At 72.4% G+C, this 18,309-nt stretch carries 15 protein-coding genes and 1 pseudogene; 4 read left to right on the plus strand and 12 right to left on the minus strand.

The window, feature by feature from the left end; genetic code table 11:
* Nucleotides 1-344: 344 nt before the first annotated feature.
* The 3 genes from ACWCPI_RS09135 to ACWCPI_RS09145 form a co-directional block, all read right to left on the minus strand.
* The gene (locus ACWCPI_RS09135) at nt 345-1,223 is read right to left on the minus strand and encodes a potassium channel family protein (protein ID WP_451037493.1); all 879 of its coding nucleotides are present in this window, start codon (nt 1,221-1,223) and stop codon (nt 345-347) included.
* 108 nt (nt 1,224-1,331) lie between these two features.
* The gene (locus ACWCPI_RS09140; RefSeq protein ID WP_451037494.1) at nt 1,332-3,731 is read right to left on the minus strand and encodes a glycoside hydrolase family 65 protein; all 2,400 of its coding nucleotides are present in this window, start codon (nt 3,729-3,731) and stop codon (nt 1,332-1,334) included.
* A gap of 58 nt (nt 3,732-3,789) precedes the next feature.
* Entirely contained in the window at nt 3,790-4,665 is an 876-nt protein-coding gene (locus tag ACWCPI_RS09145; RefSeq protein WP_451037580.1) for a universal stress protein, read from the minus strand.
* 400 nt (nt 4,666-5,065) lie between these two features.
* Between ACWCPI_RS09145 and ACWCPI_RS09150 the strand changes: the two genes are divergently transcribed.
* On the plus strand, nt 5,066-5,743 hold the full coding sequence (locus ACWCPI_RS09150) for a CBS domain-containing protein (protein ID WP_451037495.1): 678 nt from the start codon (nt 5,066-5,068) through the stop codon (nt 5,741-5,743).
* Nucleotides 5,744-5,899: 156 nt separating this feature from the next.
* Here the strand turns inward: ACWCPI_RS09150 and ACWCPI_RS09155 are convergent, their stop codons facing one another.
* From ACWCPI_RS09155 to ACWCPI_RS09175, 5 genes are all read right to left on the minus strand, one after another.
* Entirely contained in the window at nt 5,900-6,820 is a 921-nt protein-coding gene (locus ACWCPI_RS09155; protein ID WP_451037496.1) for a pyridoxamine 5'-phosphate oxidase family protein, read from the minus strand.
* A gap of 579 nt (nt 6,821-7,399) precedes the next feature.
* Nucleotides 7,400-7,858 carry an Hsp20/alpha crystallin family protein gene (locus ACWCPI_RS09160; RefSeq protein ID WP_451037497.1) on the minus strand — a complete coding sequence of 153 codons (459 nt, stop codon included), beginning with the start codon at nt 7,856-7,858 and terminating at the stop codon, nt 7,400-7,402.
* 36 nt (nt 7,859-7,894) lie between these two features.
* Nucleotides 7,895-8,182 (minus strand): DUF1876 domain-containing protein, encoded by a 288-nt coding sequence (locus ACWCPI_RS09165; protein WP_451037498.1) that lies wholly within the window; start codon nt 8,180-8,182, stop codon nt 7,895-7,897.
* A gap of 232 nt (nt 8,183-8,414) precedes the next feature.
* Nucleotides 8,415-9,020 (minus strand): Rv1733c family protein, encoded by a 606-nt coding sequence (locus tag ACWCPI_RS09170; protein WP_451037499.1) that lies wholly within the window; start codon nt 9,018-9,020, stop codon nt 8,415-8,417.
* 159 nt (nt 9,021-9,179) lie between these two features.
* Nucleotides 9,180-9,998 (minus strand): universal stress protein, encoded by an 819-nt coding sequence (locus ACWCPI_RS09175; protein ID WP_451037500.1) that lies wholly within the window; start codon nt 9,996-9,998, stop codon nt 9,180-9,182.
* Between the two features lie 230 nt (nt 9,999-10,228).
* Between ACWCPI_RS09175 and ACWCPI_RS09180 the strand changes: the two are divergent.
* Nucleotides 10,229-10,469 (plus strand): annotated as a pseudogene (locus ACWCPI_RS09180) (AAA family ATPase); the annotation flags it as partial.
* 458 nt (nt 10,470-10,927) lie between these two features.
* Nucleotides 10,928-11,956, plus strand: a complete 1,029-nt coding sequence (locus tag ACWCPI_RS09185; protein WP_451037501.1) for an alcohol dehydrogenase catalytic domain-containing protein — start codon at nt 10,928-10,930, stop codon at nt 11,954-11,956.
* Nucleotides 11,957-12,075: 119 nt separating this feature from the next.
* Here the strand turns inward: ACWCPI_RS09185 and ACWCPI_RS09190 are convergent, their stop codons facing one another.
* Together ACWCPI_RS09190 and ACWCPI_RS09195 are read right to left on the minus strand one after the other, a co-directional pair.
* A complete protein-coding gene (locus ACWCPI_RS09190; RefSeq protein WP_451037502.1) occupies nt 12,076-12,276 on the minus strand; it encodes a hypothetical protein in 201 nt (66 codons plus the stop codon).
* Nucleotides 12,277-12,384: 108 nt separating this feature from the next.
* Nucleotides 12,385-13,701 carry a phytase gene (locus tag ACWCPI_RS09195; protein ID WP_451037503.1) on the minus strand — a complete coding sequence of 439 codons (1,317 nt, stop codon included), beginning with the start codon at nt 13,699-13,701 and terminating at the stop codon, nt 12,385-12,387.
* Between the two features lie 168 nt (nt 13,702-13,869).
* On the opposite strand from ACWCPI_RS09195, the gene ACWCPI_RS09200 reads away from it, so the two are divergent.
* On the plus strand, nt 13,870-16,203 hold the full coding sequence (locus ACWCPI_RS09200; RefSeq protein WP_451037504.1) for an ATP-binding cassette domain-containing protein: 2,334 nt from the start codon (nt 13,870-13,872) through the stop codon (nt 16,201-16,203).
* A 118-nt stretch (nt 16,204-16,321) separates the two neighbouring features.
* On the opposite strand, the gene ACWCPI_RS09205 is transcribed toward ACWCPI_RS09200, so the two are convergent.
* Together ACWCPI_RS09205 and ACWCPI_RS09210 are read right to left on the minus strand one after the other, a co-directional pair.
* On the minus strand, nt 16,322-17,293 hold the full coding sequence (locus ACWCPI_RS09205; protein ID WP_451037505.1) for a lysophospholipid acyltransferase family protein: 972 nt from the start codon (nt 17,291-17,293) through the stop codon (nt 16,322-16,324).
* Entirely contained in the window at nt 17,290-18,060 is a 771-nt protein-coding gene (locus tag ACWCPI_RS09210) for a GNAT family N-acetyltransferase (protein ID WP_451037506.1), read from the minus strand. Before ACWCPI_RS09210 ends, ACWCPI_RS09205 begins: the two co-directional genes overlap by 4 nt.
* Nucleotides 18,061-18,309: the final 249 nt, after the last annotated feature.

Consider the following 18,309-nt stretch of genomic DNA (forward strand, 5'->3'; position numbering starts at 1 on the left):
GTCCTCACCGCAGAGTCGCGTGCCGCAGCAGCCGGGAGCCCCGCCCCACGAGAACCCGGTCACGGCGTTCCGCCGACGAAGACGTCCGGTGGCTCGGGGCCGTGCCGGGGCCGGGCGGACCCGGCGGGCATGCGGGGATCTGAGCGGTGCGGCACGGCACGCCACGGGCGGCTTGGTCCGTGCCCGCCCGGACACGGACGGGTTCGTCGGCACCTTCTGGCCCCGGTCCGGCGCATGCCGCCCACGAGCGAGGGGCGGCGCGCACGGGCACGGGTTCGCTCGTGGATCGACAAAGGGGGCAGTGGCGCTCGCCGCCACGGTCTGCCCCGGCACGGGCCTGGTGGTCAGGGCTGGGTGAGGCTGCGCCCGTGGTCCGCGGCGTACGCGGCGAAGACTTCCGTCACCGTGCCACCGGTGTGGAGAAAACGCTGGTCAAGGATGGCGGCGAGGTCCTTCAGCGCACCGGCGAGCACCTCACCTGCCAGGCGCACCTCCGGCCGCTGGGCTGCCTGTCCTCGCTGGGCGAGGGTGGCGGCGTAGCCGACCATGGCCGCCAGCGACGAGTGGTCCTCCCCGTCATGGAAGTAGTACGCCTCGGCGTACTGTGTGAAGTCGATACGCACGCGCACGACGTCCGTTGCCAGGCCGTCCAGCAGCAGCGCCCCGGCCGTGCAGTCGATCTGCCCCGGCGTCGGGTCCGAGTCGCGCAGCAGCGCCAGCCGGATGGCCAGGACCCGCCGGCGGGTCAGCGCCGGGTAGATCTCCAGCACCCAGGAGACAGTGGCCGTCAGGAGGGCGAAGCCGACGAGGGCTTCCACCGGTGAGACCAGGCGGAGCCAGCCCTCGCCGGGTGCGATGTCTCCCAGGCCCAAGGTGGCCACCGTGACGAGCGACAGGTACAGGGAGTCGAGCAACGCCGGCTCCTGGGCCGCCTCGGAGCCGGGGGAGAAGGTGAACGCTTCGGGCATGTGGGGCCAGTAGACGACGGCCCAGCCGAGGATGACGGTGGCGGTCCACATGGACACGACCGTGACCATGGCGAGCGGCCCGACCAGCCCGACCACCCGCCTGCGTGCGCGGAAGCGCCGGGCCAGGCGCCACATCGCCGTCATGACGAGGCGGCTCAGGCCGCCGTGGCGGGTGGGGTGCCAGAGGGTGTGGAAGAGATCCCGCAGGGTGAGCACGACGAGCCCGGCACCGAGCAGCGAGACCAGCCACTTCATCCACTTCTCCCACGACGCTGTCACCTGAAGCGGAACCCGCTTTCGAGCCTATGGCCCGCTGGGTGGTCCTGCCGCAGAGGCCGAGCCCGGCACGCGCATCTGCGCGTATCAACTCTCCGGCAGCACGAGCGTGCAGGTCTCCCCGGGCGCCACGGTCACGGCCCGGTCGGCCAGCACCACGCGGATCGGTGACTCCTCCGAGTCGGGCACCCGGATCTCCAGCTGGCCGCTGCGGCGCCGCATACCGACACCCCAATGGCCGCGGTAGCGCATGGAGAACCCGTACTCCGACAGCGCGGGTAGGGGCACCGGGTCCAGGAAGAGCGCGTCCTCACGCGTCCCCAGTCCCGTCAGGCCGCGTTGCACCAGGTCCAAGGTCCCGGCCATGGCGCCGAGATGGATGCCTTCGCCGGTCGTGCCGCCCTGGATGTCGGCGATGTCCGCCTCCAGGGCCTCCTGGACGTAACTCCACGCCTCGGCTCGTCTGGCCCGGGCGAGGACGAGGCCGTGGACGAGTCCGCTGAGGGTGGAGCCGTGGCTGGTGCGTCGCAGGTAGTAGTCGACGGTCCGGCGCCAGACCTCGTCGTCCACGTCGTACCCGAGACGGCGGAACAGAGCCCGCAGCTCGGCGGGCGAGAAGAGGTAGCCGAGCATCAGGACGTCGGCCTGTTTGGAGGCTTGGTAGCGGTTCACGGAGTCGCCCTCCGCCTCGAGGATGCGGTCCAGCCGCCGGATGCTGTCGTAGCGGGTGCGGTAGGCGTCCCAGTCCAGCTCGGGGAGGTCGCCGTAGCCGTCGAACTGGCTGATGACGCCCTGATGGAACGGCACCCGCAGCCGCCGGGAGACCTCCTCCCACCGCGGGAGTTCGCCGCTGTCCAGCTCGATGCGTTCGAACAGCTCCTGTCGGCGCCAGGCCGGGAGGCGCCGCACCAGGTCCAGGGCACGGCTGAGCACCCAGACGGCGGTGACGTTGGTGTACGCGTTGTCGTCCAGGCCCGGCCGGGCGGCGTCGGGGTAGCTGTCGTGGTACTCGTCCGGGCCGACCACGCCACGGATGCGGTACCGGCCGAGGCCCGGGGCGAACTGCGCGCTCTCCGCCCAGAAGCGGGCGATCTGCAGCAGCATCTCCGCGCCCTTGGTGTGCAGGTACTCGGTGTCGCCGCTCGCCTCGCAGTACTGCCACACGTTGTAGGCGATCGCCGAGCCGACGTGGTGCTGGAGCCTGGAGTGGTCCGGCAGCCACCGGCCCGAACGGGGGTTGAGGTGCAGTCGCTGGGTCTCCTCACGGCCGTCGCTGCCGGACTGCCACGGGTACATCGCCCCCGCCCGGCCCGCCGTGCGGGCAGCGCGGCATGCCTGGGGCAGGCGCCGGTGACGGTAGTCGAGCAGGGCCCGGGAGACCTCCGGGAAGTGCAGATTCAGGTACGGCAGTACGAACAGCTCGTCCCAGAAGACATGGCCCCGGTACGCCTCGCCGTGCAGCCCACGGGCCGGCACGCCCACGTCCAGGTCCGCGGTGTGCGGCGACAGTGTCTGCAGCACGTGGAACAGATGCAGGCGCAGGACACGGCCCGCCTCCCCGGGCACCTGGATGTCCGCGCCCCGCCACAACCGTGCCCAGGCCGCTTCATGGGAGTTCACGAGCGCCGGGAAGTCCGCAGCCGTGGCCACCCGGTCGAGCGCCGCGCCGAGCGGGTCACTGATCGCCAGATCACGGGAGGTGTGCAGGGCGACCGTCTTGTCCACGACGGCGGGGCGGCCTGGAGCGACCGGTACCACCAGCCGGTGTACGGCACGGCGGCGAGAAGCCCGCAGCTCCGAGGACGTGGGGGGCCGGCCGACGGCGACCGTACGGGCCGCCATCCCGATGCCGATGTCGGAGGTGCTGGTGCGGCAGCTCAGCCACGTCACGTCGGCCGCGGACGCGCCGGTGCGTACACGGACCAGGTGGTGACGGTTGAGGGACCTGTATCGGTGCACGTTGCTGTTGATCACATCGCCGTCGAGGACGGACTCCACCTCCAGCTCTCCGGACCACTCCTCGGCTGTGACAACGGTCCGCAGCGCGGCCAGGTGCGGATCCGCCATGTGGACCAGCCGTACCTGTTCCACACTGAGCACGCCTGCCTCGTCGTCCCGGAACCGGAACGTCCGTGTCAGCGTGGCCCGGCGCAGATCCAGGCTGTGCCGGTGGTCGAGCGGCTGCCATCTGTCGGGAGAGAACCACGGGCTCGTCGATCCGTCGGCGAAGCGGAGACGGACCCGCAGAAGCAGCCAGTTGGGGAGGTTCACCAGGTCCTCGTTCACCACCCGCCGCCCCGCCACGCCGGACTCCAGACGGTTGTAGACGCCGGCCGCGTAGGTGGCCGGGCAGTGCACCAGGCCCGCCCTGCTCTCGGGCACGGCACCACGGGTGGCGAAGTACCCGTTGCCGAGCGTGCACAACGACTCGCGCAGCCGCTCGCCGGCCGGGTCGTAGCCCTCGTACTCCCAGGTCCACTCCGACATCCGCCGCCCTCTCCTCTTCCCCCTGCGCGATGTGAAGGACCATCAGACGCGTGTCGGGTCAGGCCCGTTGCGGGACGACGGCCACCGGGCACCGGGCGTGATGCAGCAAGGCGTGGGCGACCCTGCCGAATTGCAGACCGACATGGCCGTGGCGCCTGCGCGCACCCACGACCACCAGGTCAGCCTCCGCCGCGGCGTCCAGGAGGACCTGGTGGGCGGGGCCTTCGACGGCCTGACGGTGCACGTCCACCTGCGGGTGATTGCGTAGGGCGTCGCGCAGCGCGTCGGTGAGGAGAGCGGAGGCGCGCTCCTCATGGGAACCGGCGGCGTCATCCGCGATCAAGGGATGGTCCGCGTGTTCGTGGGCGGGGCGGCGCCAGGCCCGTACGGCGTGCAGACCGCAACCGCGCGCCTCGGCCTCGCGCAAGGCGAACCGGACGGCCGCCGCGCCCTCCGTGGAGTCGCCGACGCCGACCACCACCCGGCCGAGCGAGCCCTGCCGGTTCCGCTCCGCACCGCGAACCACGATCACCGGGCACACGGCACGGGCGGCCACCGCGAGGCTGACCGAACCCAGCAGGACCCCGGCGATCTCACCGCGGCCGCGGGAGCCCGTGACCAGGGCGAAGGATTCATGAGCCGCGTGCAGGAGAGCGGACACGGCGTCGTCGGGCACTACGTCGCTGGAGACCTTCACCTCCGGGTTGCGCAGCCGGGCGCGTTCCGCGCAGGACGCGGCGATGTGCTGAGCCATGACCGCTTCGGCCGGACGGTCGGTACTGAAGGACGGGCGGCCTCCCTCGTACCGCTCCCACAAAGAGGCGTAGAGGAGCCGTAGGGACAGCCCGAGGCGTGCCGCCTCGTCCACCGCCCAGTCAACGGCCTCCAGGCTGGAGTCCGATCCGTCCACACCCACCACCAGCGGGAGCTCCACGGTCACCACCACCTTCATGCCCGGCCACTGCGGGAAGCCCTTGTCAATACCGTCGCACCGCACGGCTTCCGTCGCGACACATGGATGGGCTCCGGCGGAGGCCCTCGGCCCGGGTTGCGCTGCGCTGATTTGCGACGATCGTGGAGTCATGCGGCCGGCGCGAGAACCGGGTGGCAGCTCGGCGCGCAGGCCGCCGACGACCCGGTACGTGTCTGCGAGTTCGACGCCGCCGCGGTCCGTGAGCTGTGCCGGCACCGTCCGGAACCCGATCATGTGCTGCTCACCTGCGTCGCAGGCGTGATCGTGGAGCGACTCAGGTCCGCCCGGGTGCGGCTGCTCGACCTGTGCGCCCCCAGGGTGCCGGCGAGGTGCCCTGACGAGGCGAGACGAGGAGGATCGCGTGCCTGAGACCCCGCACATCGTCGGCGATGTGATGACCCGGACGGTCGTGGCCGTCGGACGTGACGCGCCCTTCAAGGAGATCGTCCGGACCATGGAGCGGTGGAAGGTCAGTGCCATGCCGGTCCTGGAGGGAGAAGGGCGTGTCATCGGCGTCGTCTCCGAGGCCGACCTGCTGCCCAAGGAGGAGTTCCGCGACAGCGACCCGAGCCTGTTCGAACAACGTCGGCGCCTGTCCGACGTCGTCAAGGCCGGGGCGGTGACGGCGCAGGAGCTCATGAGCACCCCCGCGATCACGGTCCACGCCGACGCCACCCTGGCACAGGCGGCCAGGATCATGGCCGTCCGGCATGTCAAGCGGCTGCCCGTGGTCGATGGCATCGGCATGCTCCAGGGCATCGTCAGCCGCGCCGATCTGCTGAAGGTCTTCCTGCGGCCGGACGAGGAGATCGAGGAGGAGGTCCGCCGTACCGTGGTGTCCTACCTCTTCCCGGCCTTCAGCCACGCCATCCACGTGAGCGTGCACGAGGGAGTCGTCACGCTCCGCGGGCACATCCACGACACCTCGCTCATCTCCGTCGCCGTGCGCCTCGTGCGGGCCGTGGAAGGCGTCGTGGACGTCGAGCCACAACTCGCCGGCGAGTCAGCCGGTCGGGACGGGACCGGGACGACTCCGTGACCGTGTGCGCGGCCGACCGCCGGCCGGCTTCGGTCGCTCCGGCGGGTCAGGGCTGGATGACGTGCCGGAAGTCGGCGCGGATCTCGAACGTGCGGCTGCGCCTCCCGTCGCGAGCCGGCGGCCCGCTGGGCGGGGCCCTCGGCGGCCCGTGGGCGGCTACTGATCGGCCGGAGTGATACGCCGGCCCGTGAGTCGCGTGGGCCGGATCGACACCCACATCTCGCGTGCACCGCCCGCCCATGGCTCGGCGTGTGCGCGCCGGGCGAGCCCACGTACGGCGTCGGGCTCCGTGACGACGTTCGCGGGGCCGACCGCGAGCACACTCCAGCCCTGGCCCATCGCATCATCCACGTGGTCGACCTCGAAGGCGACCTCCGTTCCGACAGCCGCCGCGGGCACGGAGTCGGGCGCGGTCCGGAAGGCGATCGCGTCATCCACGACGTCGTAGTTGACCGGGACGATCGCCGGGCGGCCGTCCGGCGTGGACACGGCGATGCGCCCCACGCCGTGCGTGGACAGCAGGCGGCGGCATTCCTCCGGGCCGAGCTCCCGCAGCTGCGGATGCAGCAGTGCATGACCCTGACCGGATGGCAGGTCGACGCCTGCTCCGCGCAGGGCGGTGGCGGTGGTGCCCAGTACGGCGGCCAGGCTGAGGAGAGTCGCCATGGTCGGGTCGGCCGGCTGTTCCTCCAGGTACGCCAGGTAGCCCGGCGAGATGTGGGCGCGGCGGGCCGTCTCCTCGCGGCTGAGCCCGCGCCTGCGGCGTTCGAGGGCCACGCGCCGACCGATGTCGCCCGGGCCGGCTGTCCCGGTCGGTGGAGCAAAAGCGGCCCTGGCCTCCGCCTCACCGGTGTCCGTCCGAGATGACGTGCGCGTGGTCCCCGGCTGCCCGTGCTCCACATGCCGGATGTGCGCGTCGGGCCCGGGGAACATGAGCGTCACCTCATCCGTGTCCGACCAGCGCACGTCGTAGGGAGGCGTTCCGTCCTCGTGGTGGAGTCCGACGATCTCGCCGTCGCGCCTGCCGACGCCGGCGGGGTTTTCTACGACGAGCTGGTCGCCGAGGTGAGCTCGCATGGTCGCCGCCTCTCCTCAGAATGGTGCTGTATCCACCGTGCCACTCGCGACACGCGGCCGCATGGGCCGACCGGCCCGTATCCGCGGGGGCGGGCCGAGCCGACCGGATGTCAATCGGTCACATCCCGGACGGGGGGTCACAACCCGGAGCGGACGGGCGACATGCACCACCGAACGGTCGCGGACCTCATGACCCGAGAGGTCGTCACGGCGCGGCCTGACCGGCCGTTCAAGACTGCTGCGCAAGCGCCCGACCAGCCGACCCGCCGGGCAGGGCCCCTGTGCCACGCCTGGAGACGGTCTCGGTCGGGTACGGAAGTGTGGTCCCCGTCATCGAGCGGCTCTGCCGGAGCGTCGACGGCTTGGTCTCGGCCTCCGAGCATCTCGCACACCGGACCGACGACGCCCGGCGATCCCATGACGCCCGGCGATCCCCCACCACCGCCACCTGAGGGGCCGTCGGAAGCGACGGCTGGAAGCCACACGGGACCGTGACCGCGCGAGGCCGCCGGCCTCGCGCGGAGGGAACGGGCACCGGCCTGCCGAACCGGCACGCGACCCCGGACCTCCTCACCCCGGTCAGCCGGTGATCTCGATGCGCCGAGCCTTGCCCGTCTCGGTTTTCGGCACCCGCACCCTGAGGACTCCACTCGTCAGGTCCGCGCTGATGTGCTCGGTGTCGGCGTTCGGCGGCAGAGTCGTGCGGTAGTCGAACTGCCCCATGCGGCGGGTGTGCCTGCGGACCACCCCGGTTTGTTCCTTCTCCTTGATCTCGCCGTGGATGTCGAGCTCGCCCGCGGCGACCTCCACGGTGATCTGGTCCTTACCCACGCCGGGAAGCTCCAGTTCCACCAGGTAGGCGTCCTCGGTGTCCACGACGTCGGCCGGCGGCGCCCACGGCTCGGCCGTGCCGAACTCGGGGTAACCGCCCACAGGAAAGACAGCGTGCATGAGCTGGTCCATCCGGGCACGGAGATCGTCCAGCTCATGCAGGGCTGCCGAGAGTCCACCTCTGCTGGGTCGTACGGGATGTGTCATCGCTGATCCTCCTCGACTTGCTGCGCCAACCGTCGGTCACATGGGCCATCCGGCGACCTGACGGGTACTGGGCCGGGGCGCGCCCATGCCCTCGATGTCGCGCTCGGCGATGTTCAGCAGCTGCTGGGCGAGATCCTTCATGGCTCGGCCCGCAGCCAGTTCGTCGCCGATCAAGGGCACGTCGGCGTCCGCCGGGTGGCAATGCGCGGTCCCGTGGCCGGTGAGCGCCGTGGTGCCGGTGTCCAGCAGCACCTGTGCCTTCGTTGTTCCGTCGCCCTCCTCGAAGAGGTGGAGTCGAACCTTCCACTCCGCCGTGTGCGGCATCGCTTTCCTCCTCAGCTCGATTACGGACCCATGAGGTCCGGACACGTTCGTCAGGGGACCGAGGACGGCCTGGTTCCGGTGCGCTGCCCGCCGACGAAGAGGCTGCACGTGGCCGGGCCCGGTCATGCCCTCCCGGAGGTAGGACATGGCCATGGTCACTTCGTACAGGTCGGTGCTCGTCGCGTCGGACATCGACATCGCCTCCTCGTCTCCCGGCCGGGGTTCCTGCCCGTCACCGGCGGAAGCGCGCGGACCACAGGGGCTCGACCCAGTCCCACTCGGCGTCCCACTGCGCGTACCGTCTGCGGTCCAGCGAACGGCGCATGCCTGCGCGCGCCGCGTAGAACCCGGCGCCCACGCCGATCGCGGCCACACCGCCCACGAACCAGCCATTGGTCGTCGCGCTGATCCCGCTCATCGGCGGACCGGTGAGGCCGCCGTCGCGGTCCGTCCACACCCGCACGGTGGCGCCCTGCGGGGTGTGCGCCGTGACGAGGGTCGTTCCCGTCCGCACCGTGCCGTCGCCATCGGTCCAGCGCACCTGCGCCCGTTGCTTCCCATCCGTGGTGACGCCCTTGGCGGTCGACACGAGTCGGGCCGCGACCTCCTCCCGTTCCGCCGACTGGGCTCGCACCGTACGCATCGACGACTCGTACGCCGTCAGCCCCGCGCTGAGCGCGGCGACCGGCACGCCGAGGACGAGGGCCAGCATCAGGAAGCGGCGGAACCAGGACTCGAACCGGTCGGACGTACGTCGCAGGGGGTTCGTCCCCTTCGATGCCCGCCGGCGGCGCGGCGGAGGCGGACCGGACGCGTGCGGCGAATCCTGTGCACTCATGACTCGGCCTCCAGCAGATCGCCGGCCCGTACCTCCACCACTCCCACCGTGGGACGGCACCGGACCGCGGTCACAGGGCCGAAAGTCCCCGCGGGGACGACTTCCGGCCCTGCGGGGGCGGACCGTGGTGCGTCTGCGCCGGTCTGCTCATGTCCGGGGTCATATCCGGGGCACGACCGCGATCGGACATGGCGCGTGATGCAGTACCGCATGGTTGATCAGTCCCAGTTGCAGGCCCAGGTGCCCCTTTCGTCTGCGGGCGCCGACTACCAGCAGGTCCGCCTCGGAGGCCGCCTCCAGCAGGGCCTGGCGTGCCGGTCCCTCGATCACCCGTCGGCTCACCGGGGCGCCGTACTGCTCCGACGCGTCCCGCAGGGCGTCGTCCAGCACCTGCGCCGGCGGGCGCCGGTGGTCCTCGGGAGCGTACGAAGACGAAACCTGTGCTGTGCCGAAGGCACCGAACGGTGCGCTCCAGGCGTGCACCGCCACCAGTCGGCAGTGCCGTGCATGTGCCTCACGGAACGCGAACGGCACTGCCGTACCGCTGCCCTCTCCCTCCTCGACCCCGACCACGACGCTCCCGAACCGGGCGTCCCGGTGCTCTGCCGAGCCACGCACCACGACGACCGGGCAGTCCGCTCGCGCCGCCACGGCGAGGCTGACCGATCCCAGAAGCATTCCGGCCAGGCCACCGAGCCCCCTCGATCCCACCACCAGCGCAAAGGCGTTACGCCCCTCGTCGACCAGGGCGGCGGTCGCGTCCTCATGCAGCACTTCGCTCGACAGCTGCACGCCGGGAGCGCGCTTTATGACGCGTTCCGAGGCGGCATCGATCAGTTCGGACGCTTCGTGGTCTTGCGCCGCCGCGTGCAGGAGACGGAGCGGCACACCATGCCGGACGGCTTCGTCGGCGGCCCAGTCCACCGCCTCCAGGCTCGCCTCGGAGCCGTCGATGCCGACCACCAGGGGAATCGTCACCGCCCGATCTCCTTTCGGCCGGATGCCGCATCTCCGGTCCCGTCCCGTCCACATGCGCCGCGGAGGGGATCGGGGCGCTCCTCGAACGAGAGGACCCGTCGTGCCCGGCATGCCGACCACGTCCGGAGCGTCCACACCGTCGGACTCGTTCACCGTCATCTCCAGCTTCGTACGACACGGAGGCCGCTGCCATGCAACCAGTCGTCACCGTGGGCCTGGACGGCTCACCGGAGACGGCGTCACGACGACTGATCGCGACGTCACTGCACCACCTGCGCACCTCCGCCCGTCGCCCTGACCCGTGCCGGCGCACTGCCCGGCAGCGGGAAGTCCACCCTGTCCGGAGCACTGACCGACCGGCTGGGGCTCACGCCGCTCAGCAGCGACCGCCTCCGTACGGAGCTGGCCGGCATCCCGGCTGAGCAATCCGCGGCGGCCGGCTACGGCGACGGCCTGTACACGCCGCCATGGCCCGAGGCCGTCGCGGTCGAGCCGAACGAAGGGGTGTGCACCGCTGGGGTTCGCGCCCCCTGTTGCCGGCCGCGTCACCTCGTCTCGCGGGGCAGGGCGCATCGCCGCATGGTGGGTGGTACGGGCCCCGGCATGGCAGGCACGGCAGAACCCGGCGTCCTCGCCGTCACGGCTCGTCGTGAGGAGGCCACCATGGGTTGCCGTCCGGCCGGACGGGCATGTCGGCTTCCGCTGCGGGGCCGCCGACCCCGCCGGTCTGACCGGCTGGCTCTCCCTGGTCGGCGCAGCGGCATCCCTGCCCGTCCGGCCCTGAACACCGGGCGACGCAGCCGCACTTCCCGGCCGCAGGAGTCCGACGATCCTGCGGAGTCGGCGGGTCCGATGGTCCCGGTTGCCCGGGCGTCCTCGCAGAGCGACGGTGGAGGGAGCCGGCCGAGTCGGCCAGGGAGTGGATGCCCATGCGTGCTCTCGTCTACCACGGTCCCGGACAGATCTCCTGGGACAGCGTCCCGGATCCTGTGATCGAGGACCCTGCCGACGCCGTCGTGCGCATCGAGGCCACGGCCGTCTGCGGCACCGATCTGCACATCCTTCGCGGGGACCTGCCCGAGGTGAAGCCGGGGACGGTCCTCGGTCATGAGGCCGTGGGCGAAGTCATGGAGACCGGCGGCGACGTCCACGACCTGCGCGCCGGCGACCAGGTGATCGTGTCGTCCGTCTCGGCCTGCGGCCGCTGTCCGGCGTGCCGTGACACCCTGCGCGGACAGTGCAGCGGGGGCGGTGGATGGGTCCTGGGGAATCTGGTCAACGGGACCCAGGCGGAGTTCGTACGGGTTCCCTTCGCCGACCACTCCACCCACCGACGGCCCTCCGCCCTCCCGCTCGACGACGCGGTCCTGCTGGCCGAAGTCCTCCCCACCGCCTATGAAGTCGGCGTGCGCAACGGAGAGGTGGGGCCGGGAGACACCGTCGTCGTGGTGGGCGCGGGTCCCGTCGGTCTCGCCTGCGTGGCCGTCGCGCGGCTCTGCTCGCCCCGCCGGATCATCGTGGTGGACCTGTCTTCCGCCCGCCTGGAAGCCGCCGCTCGCGTGGGGGCCGATGCCGCCGAACTACCGGGGACGATGATCGCCGAGCTGTCCGAGGGGCCGGGTGCCGACGTGGTCATCGAGGCATCGGGTGAGCCGGAGGGCTTCGTGCTGTGCACCCGCGCCGTCCGCGCGGGAGGGCACATCGCCAACATCGGCACCCACGGCAAACCGGTCACATTGCATCTCGAATCCCTGTGGCGCAAGAACGTGACGATCAGCACCGGCCAGGTGGACACGTACTCCATACCGTGGCTGATGGAGCTGGTGAGGTTCGGACGCCTGCACGTCTCACAGCTGGTCACCCACACATTCGGCCTCGATCGGGTGGAGGACGCCTACGGGGTGTTCTCCCACGGCACGCAGTCCGGCGCGCTCAAGGTCGTACTGCGCCGTGAGTGAGGCACGAAGCCCCTGCGCCGGCGATGCCTCCCGCTCCGATGCTGACCGAGGTGAGGACGCCCACGCCTGCCGGGCGGGCGCTGCCTCGTCCCGTCGAGATCAGCACGGCGGCCCGGGCATCAGGTGGGGGACGACTCCGGCCCGGTCGGGTCGGGGCTTTCCTCGCGGTGGAGGAACGCCCCGAGGAGGTCGCCCACGGGATGGCCGGCCTCGGCGGGGTGGCGCAGGCGCGTGTCGGCGTCACGGGCCATCTGCAGCAGGACGCGGGCGTGGCTGGTCAGGAAGGTCCATTGATCGCCGCGGGAGTAGGACATGCTCAAGAGCTCCCCGCCCCGGAACGAACCTTTCGGTGTGCGGCGTCGGCGGACTCCTGCCGGCGCCTCGCCCGGATCGTCACCTCCTGATCAGGGCGAGGCGCCGGCCGGCGGTCAGTCGGTGTCGCGCGGGTCGAACGAACCGGTGTCGACGGTCAGCGGCTTCGGGAACGCGGTCGCCACCGCCTCCCAGCGGATGAACTTGAAGCCGGTGCCTTCACGGTCGCCGTCCGCCGGCGTCGCCTCGCCGTCGTGGGCGACGAGCAGCCCCTTGGGGAAGGACCGGCCCAGCGGCACATTGATCACGGCCGTCCCGTCGGAGTGCTGCACACCGTCGGTGGCGGGGCCGTCGGTGACGACGAAGGAGCCGAGGTAGGCGTTGCCGCCCTCGCGCTCGTACACGGCGAAACTGTTGTCGCCCTGGCTGGAGGCGAGGAGATAGCCCCTGCCGTCGGCGGCGTGGTAGATCGTCGTGCCCTCGGCGTCGGCGCTCAGGTGCTCACCGCCGAATCCCGGGTCGTTAGCGGTGTCCAGGACGCACTCCTCTTGCTCCGCGTCGTACGTCCACGGCGTGCCGTACTCGCGCACCCGGTCGATCAGCTCCGGCCGGTCGAACTCCTCGTCGTCGAGGTCGACGCGCCACAGCCCGACGTCCTCCTGCGCCGCGTACAGGACGTGTTCCTCCTGGTCCACGACCATGCCCTCGACCTGCGGGCGGTCGCCGGGGTCGGCGCACGGCGTCCAGTTCGCCCCGTTCGGCAGCGTGAAGGAGGCGGGCAGGTCGAGGGTGTCCTCGGTGCGGTAGCCGACGCGCCCGCCCCGGTCCTCCAGCCGGAGCAGCCGCAGGCGGGTCTCCGAGCGGCGGCTGACCACGGCGTACGCGTGGTCGTCAGCGCTGAAGGCGGCCAGTCCGTAGGCGGTGCGCTGATCGTCGACCTCGGCCTCGTCGGCGGAGAAGACCGGCGGGGCGTCGGGTGCGGTCACGTCCCTCAGCGGGGGCCTGCCCGCCGCGACGGCGGCCGGATCGATGGCGTAGGCCCTCACCCGGTCCCGGCCGCGGTCGCTGACCAGGGCCACGTCGGTCTTCCTGCCGCCCAGTTCGAAACCGTAGACGACGTCGACGTTGTTGAAGCGGCCCGGTGCGGCGTCCTCACCCGGCGCGGGGGGCGCGGCGATGTGCTGCAGCCTCCTGCCGTCGAGGCCGTGGACGTCGAGGCCGGCCTCCTTCAGGGTGCCGATCACGAGGCTGCGCCCGGGGTCTCGCGGGTCGACCCAGACGGCCGGGTCGTCGGCGTCGGCGTTGCCGCCCGCCTCATCGTCGTACACGGCGGGCGTCTCCACGCGTGCGGAGACGGAGACCGGCTGCGGGGCGGCGGCACCCGTGACCATCAGCAGCACGGCGGTGAGAGTGCTCAGAGCTGAAGCGCTCACGATACTCCTCGGTAGGAAGAGAGACTGGCGTGACGCTACGGGCGGTCGGTGTGGGTGAGCCGACGGCGTCGTGAACATCAGGTGGCTCGCACGGGCGTACGCCTGGTTCGCATAGGATCGCGGGGTTTGCCCACACCTCTCACCCGACCGTCCCGGAGCATCCACCCCATGCATTCCCCGCACGACCCGTTCGTCCGCGTCCGCGGCGCCCGTGAGCACAACCTCAAGGGCGTGGACGTCGACATCCCGCGGGACGTCCTGGCCGTCTTCACCGGGGTCTCCGGGTCCGGGAAGTCGTCGCTCGCCTTCGGCACGATCTACGCCGAGGCCCAGCGCCGCTACTTCGAGTCGGTCGCCCCGTACGCCCGCAGGCTGATCCACCAGGTGGGAGCGCCGAAGGTCGGCGAGATCACCGGGCTGCCACCCGCCGTGTCCCTGCAGCAGCGCCGCTCGGCGCCCACCTCCCGCTCCTCGGTCGGCACGGTCACCAACCTCTCCAACTCCCTGCGGATGCTGTTCTCCCGCGCCGGCACCTACCCGCCCGGCGCCGAGCGGCTCGCCTCGGACGCCTTCTCACCCAACACGGCGGCCGGGGCGTGCCCCCGGTGCCACGGGCTGGGCCAAGTGCACCGTACGACCGAGGAGTTGCTGGTCCCGGATCCGTCGCTGTCGATCCGGGAGGGCGCGATCGCCGCGTGGCCCGGGGCCTGGCAGGGCAAGAACCTGCGCGACATCCTCGACACGCTCGGCCACGACGTCGACCGGCCCTGGCGCGAGCTGCCGGCCGAGCAGCGGCAGTGGATCCTGTTCACCGACGAGCAGCCGGTGGTGACCGTCCATCCGGTGCGGGACGCCGACCGCATCCAACGGCCGTACCAGGGCACGTACATGAGTGCCCGGCGCTATGTCATGAAGACGTTCTCCGACTCCAGGAGCCCGACGCTGCGGGCCAAGGCGGAGCGGTTCCTCACCTCGGCGCCCTGCCCGGCGTGCGACGGCAGCAGGCTGCGACCCGAGGCGCTGGCGGTGACCTTCGCCGGCCGCACGATCGCCGAGCTGGCGGCGCTGCCGCTGAAGGAGCTGGCGGGCGTCCTGGAGGGCGGCGCCTCGCGGACCGCTCGTGTCCTCACCGAGGACCTCACCTCCCGTATCGCGCCCGTCGTGGAGCTCGGCCTCGGCTACCTCAGCCTCGATCGCGCCACCCCCACGCTCTCGGCGGGCGAACTGCAGCGGCTGCGGCTGGCGACCCAGCTGAGGTCCGGTCTGTTCGGTGTCGTGTACGTCCTCGACGAGCCGTCCGCGGGACTGCACCCGGCGGACACGGAGGCGTTGCTGGGCGTGCTGGAGCGGCTGAAGGCGGCCGGGAACACGGTGTTCGTGGTGGAACACCATCTCGACGTGGTGCGCGGCGCCGACTGGCTGGTCGATGTCGGGCCGCGCGCGGGTGAGCACGGCGGGCAGGTGCTGCACAGCGGTCCGGTGGCGGAGCTGGCCGCCGTCACCGAGTCGGCGACGGCACGCTTCCTGTTCGACCGCTCCCCCGCCGCCGTACGCCGGGTGCGCGCCCCGCGCGGCCAGGTGACGGTCGGCCCGGTCACCCGGCACAACCTGCGCGGGGTGAGCGCCGAGTTCCCGCTCGGGGTGTTCACGGCCGTGACCGGGGTGTCCGGTTCGGGCAAGTCGACGCTCATCGGCGAGATCACCGAGGAGTCGGCGGGCGTGGGCCGGCTGGTCTCGGTCGACCAGAGGCCGATCGGCCGTACTCCGCGCTCCAACCTCGCCACCTACACCGGCCTCTTCGACGTCGTACGCAAGGTGTTCGCGGCCACCGACGACGCGCGGGAGCGCGGCTACGGTGTCGGGCGCTTCTCCTTCAACGTCGCGGGAGGGCGCTGCGAGACCTGCCAGGGCGAGGGGTTCGTCAGCGTCGAGCTGCTGTTCCTGCCGAGCACCTACGCGCCGTGCCCGGACTGCGGCGGGGCCCGCTACAACCCCGAGACGCTCCAGGTGACCTATCGGGGGCGCACCGTCGCGCAGGTGCTGGACCTCACCGTCGAGGAGGCCGCGGCCTTCTTCTCGGACACCCCGGCCGCCTCCCGCAGCCTGGCCGCACTGCTCGACGTGGGACTCGGCTACCTCCGGCTGGGCCAGCCGGCCACCGAACTGTCGGGCGGCGAGGCCCAGCGCATCAAGCTGGCGAGCGAGTTGCAGCGGGCCCGGCGCGGCCACACCCTCTACCTCCTCGACGAGCCGACGACCGGCCTCCACCCCGCCGATGTCGAGGTGCTGATGCGCCAGTTGCACGGCCTGGTCGACGCCGGGCACACCGTCGTCGTGGTCGAGCACGACATGTCGGTCGTCGCGGGCGCGGACTGGGTGATCGACCTCGGTCCGGGCGGCGGGGACGCGGGCGGACGGATCGTGGCCGCCGGTCCGCCCGCTCAGGTGGCGCGGGCGGGGGACGGCGCCACGGCCCCGTATCTCGCCCGGGTCATGCCGTGACGGCCTCGCGGGGCGGGGCCGGCCAGGGGGTGTTGCGCAAGTCGCGTGCGGTGCCTGCGGTGTCCGGTGCGTGCCCTCGGCGCGCCGGACGAAGGCCCCCGTCCCGGTCGAGGACCGCTCAAGGCGTGCCGCCCGTCACCGACGTCCCTGAACAGCCCACCTGGAGCCGCTCGGCCCCGTGGCCGCACCGGTCCGCCGGAACGGGCCCGGGGTGCCGCGGGCCGCGGACCTGGAGCCGCCGCACCCGCGGCAGGACGGACGCCTCGGCCGCCCGGGCCAGGGTGCGGCGATCGGGGCGGCTGCCCGCCGGGATCGCGGCCCGCACCTCCACCTCGGCCACCAGCCCCCGTGTCGTCACCACCCGCCATACCGACCTCAGCAGCGAGTCCTCGCCGACGAAGGCGGGGGCCGTGCTGGGCGGGCCCCCGGCGACCCGGTAGCGCAGACGCACCGGCTGCACGGGAACACCGGCGTCGAGCGCGGCCTGGAAGGCGGCCCGGCGGAACGGGCCCTGGGCACGCCCGCACCAGGTGCTGCCCTCGGGGAAGACGGTGACCGCGTCCCCCGCCCGCAGGGCGCCGGCGATCCGGGCCACCGTGTCGGGCAGGGCGCGGATCCGGTCCCGGTCGATGAACAGGGCGCCGCTGCGGGCGGTCAGCCGGCCCGCCACGGGCCATCGGCGGATCTCCGACTTGGCGAGCATCCGGGCGGGGCGTACGGCGGCGAGCAGCGGGATGTCCAGCCAGGAGATGTGGTTGGCGACGAGCAGCAGCCCGCCGTCGGGAGCGGCGCCGCCGTCGATGCGCACCCGGACCCCGGCGGCGCGCACGACCCAGCGGCACCAGCGCCGGACCAGCGCCGCGGGGACCCTGCCCCGCCGGTGCGCGGGCCCCCGGCAGAGGTGGCTGACCGCGATTGCGGCGGTCAGCAGCGAGACGACCGCCGCGACCCGCAGGACGGCCAGGGGCAGGGCCGCGGCTCGTCCCGTCGCCGTCACGCACCCCCGCGGGGTGCAGGGGGCGGTGGGCCGCCAGAGGGTGCCGGCACCGGCCCCCTCCGACTCGGACAGGGTCGCCGCCATGTCCGTCATGCGGGGACGAGGGAGAGGAAGTGCCGCAGATAGCGCGGGTTGACCCGGCGCATCGACAGCAGCACGTACAGGTCGGCGACCCCGAACTCCGGGTCGTGCGCGGGCGCGCCGCCGACCCAGGCGCCGAGGCGGAGGTAACCGCGCAGGAGGGCGGGCAGTTCATGGCGGGCGGCCGGGGCGGGGACGGTGGGCCGCCAGGGGCGCAGCGGTCGTACGCGGTACTCCTCGGGGGCCAGGTGCCTGTCCCGTACCCGGTCCCAGGTGGCGGCGGCGAGGGTGCCGCCGTCGGTGAGCGGGATCGAGCAGCAGCCGGCCAGCCACTCGTGGCCGCGGTCGGTCATGTAGCGGGCGATGCCGGCCCAGATGAGGCCGATGACCGCGCCGTCGCGGTGGTCGGGGTGGACGCAGGAGCGGCCGACCTCGACCAGGTCCGGGCGCAGGGCGTCGACGCGGGTGAGGTCGAACTCGCCCTCCGAGTACAGCCGGCCCGCTACCGCGGCGCGTTCGGGCGGGAGCAGCCGGTAGGTGCCGACGACCTGCCCGGAGAGCTCCTCGCGGACGAGGAGGTGGTCGCAGTACGCGTCGAAGGCGTCGATGTCGTGGCCGGGCTGCGGGGTGGACAGCAGGGCCCCCATCTCGCCGGCGAAGACGTCGTACCGCAGCCGCTGGGCGGCGCGCACGTCCTCCTCGTCGCGGGCGAGAGCGACGGTGTAGCGGGTGGGTGCCGTGGGCTGCGGGGGGCGGTCGACGGTCAGTACGCCGGTCATGGCTACTCCTGGTCACGGGCCGGGGACGGCGAGCGGAGCACAGCGGGAGCGGTGCGGTGTGCCGCCCCTGTTCTTCCGATGCCGGTTGGCGTGTGCGTGACCTGGGCCAGGAGAGGTGATGTGCGGATGTTGAACGGCACGGACCGGTACCGGCGGTCCACCTTCCGGTGCCCGAGCGGTCAGCCGGCTGCTCCGGTGCCGTTCACCTGTGGGGCGCGGGAAGGCGAGACGGGGCCGGGGAGCACCACT

The sequence above is a fragment of the Streptomyces sp. NPDC001920 genome, from assembly GCF_053594495.1.

What these genes read in the sequence shown, in the direction of transcription:
- ACWCPI_RS09135 (WP_451037493.1), bottom strand. Translation starts at nt 1,223, where the DNA reads ATGAAGTGGCTGGTCTCGCTGCTCGGTGCCGGGCTCGTCGTGCTCACC.
- ACWCPI_RS09140 (WP_451037494.1), bottom strand. Translation starts at nt 3,731, where the DNA reads ATGTCGGAGTGGACCTGGGAGTACGAGGGCTACGACCCGGCCGGCGAG.
- ACWCPI_RS09155 (WP_451037496.1), bottom strand. Translation starts at nt 6,820, where the DNA reads ATGCGAGCTCACCTCGGCGACCAGCTCGTCGTAGAAAACCCCGCCGGC.
- ACWCPI_RS09160 (WP_451037497.1), bottom strand. Translation starts at nt 7,858, where the DNA reads ATGACACATCCCGTACGACCCAGCAGAGGTGGACTCTCGGCAGCCCTG.
- ACWCPI_RS09165 (WP_451037498.1), bottom strand. Translation starts at nt 8,182, where the DNA reads ATGCCGCACACGGCGGAGTGGAAGGTTCGACTCCACCTCTTCGAGGAG.
- ACWCPI_RS09170 (WP_451037499.1), bottom strand. Translation starts at nt 9,020, where the DNA reads ATGAGTGCACAGGATTCGCCGCACGCGTCCGGTCCGCCTCCGCCGCGC.
- ACWCPI_RS09185 (WP_451037501.1), top strand. Translation starts at nt 10,928, where the DNA reads ATGCGTGCTCTCGTCTACCACGGTCCCGGACAGATCTCCTGGGACAGC.
- ACWCPI_RS09200 (WP_451037504.1), top strand. Translation starts at nt 13,870, where the DNA reads ATGCATTCCCCGCACGACCCGTTCGTCCGCGTCCGCGGCGCCCGTGAG.
- ACWCPI_RS09205 (WP_451037505.1), bottom strand. Translation starts at nt 17,293, where the DNA reads ATGACGGACATGGCGGCGACCCTGTCCGAGTCGGAGGGGGCCGGTGCC.
- ACWCPI_RS09210 (WP_451037506.1), bottom strand. Translation starts at nt 18,060, where the DNA reads ATGACCGGCGTACTGACCGTCGACCGCCCCCCGCAGCCCACGGCACCC.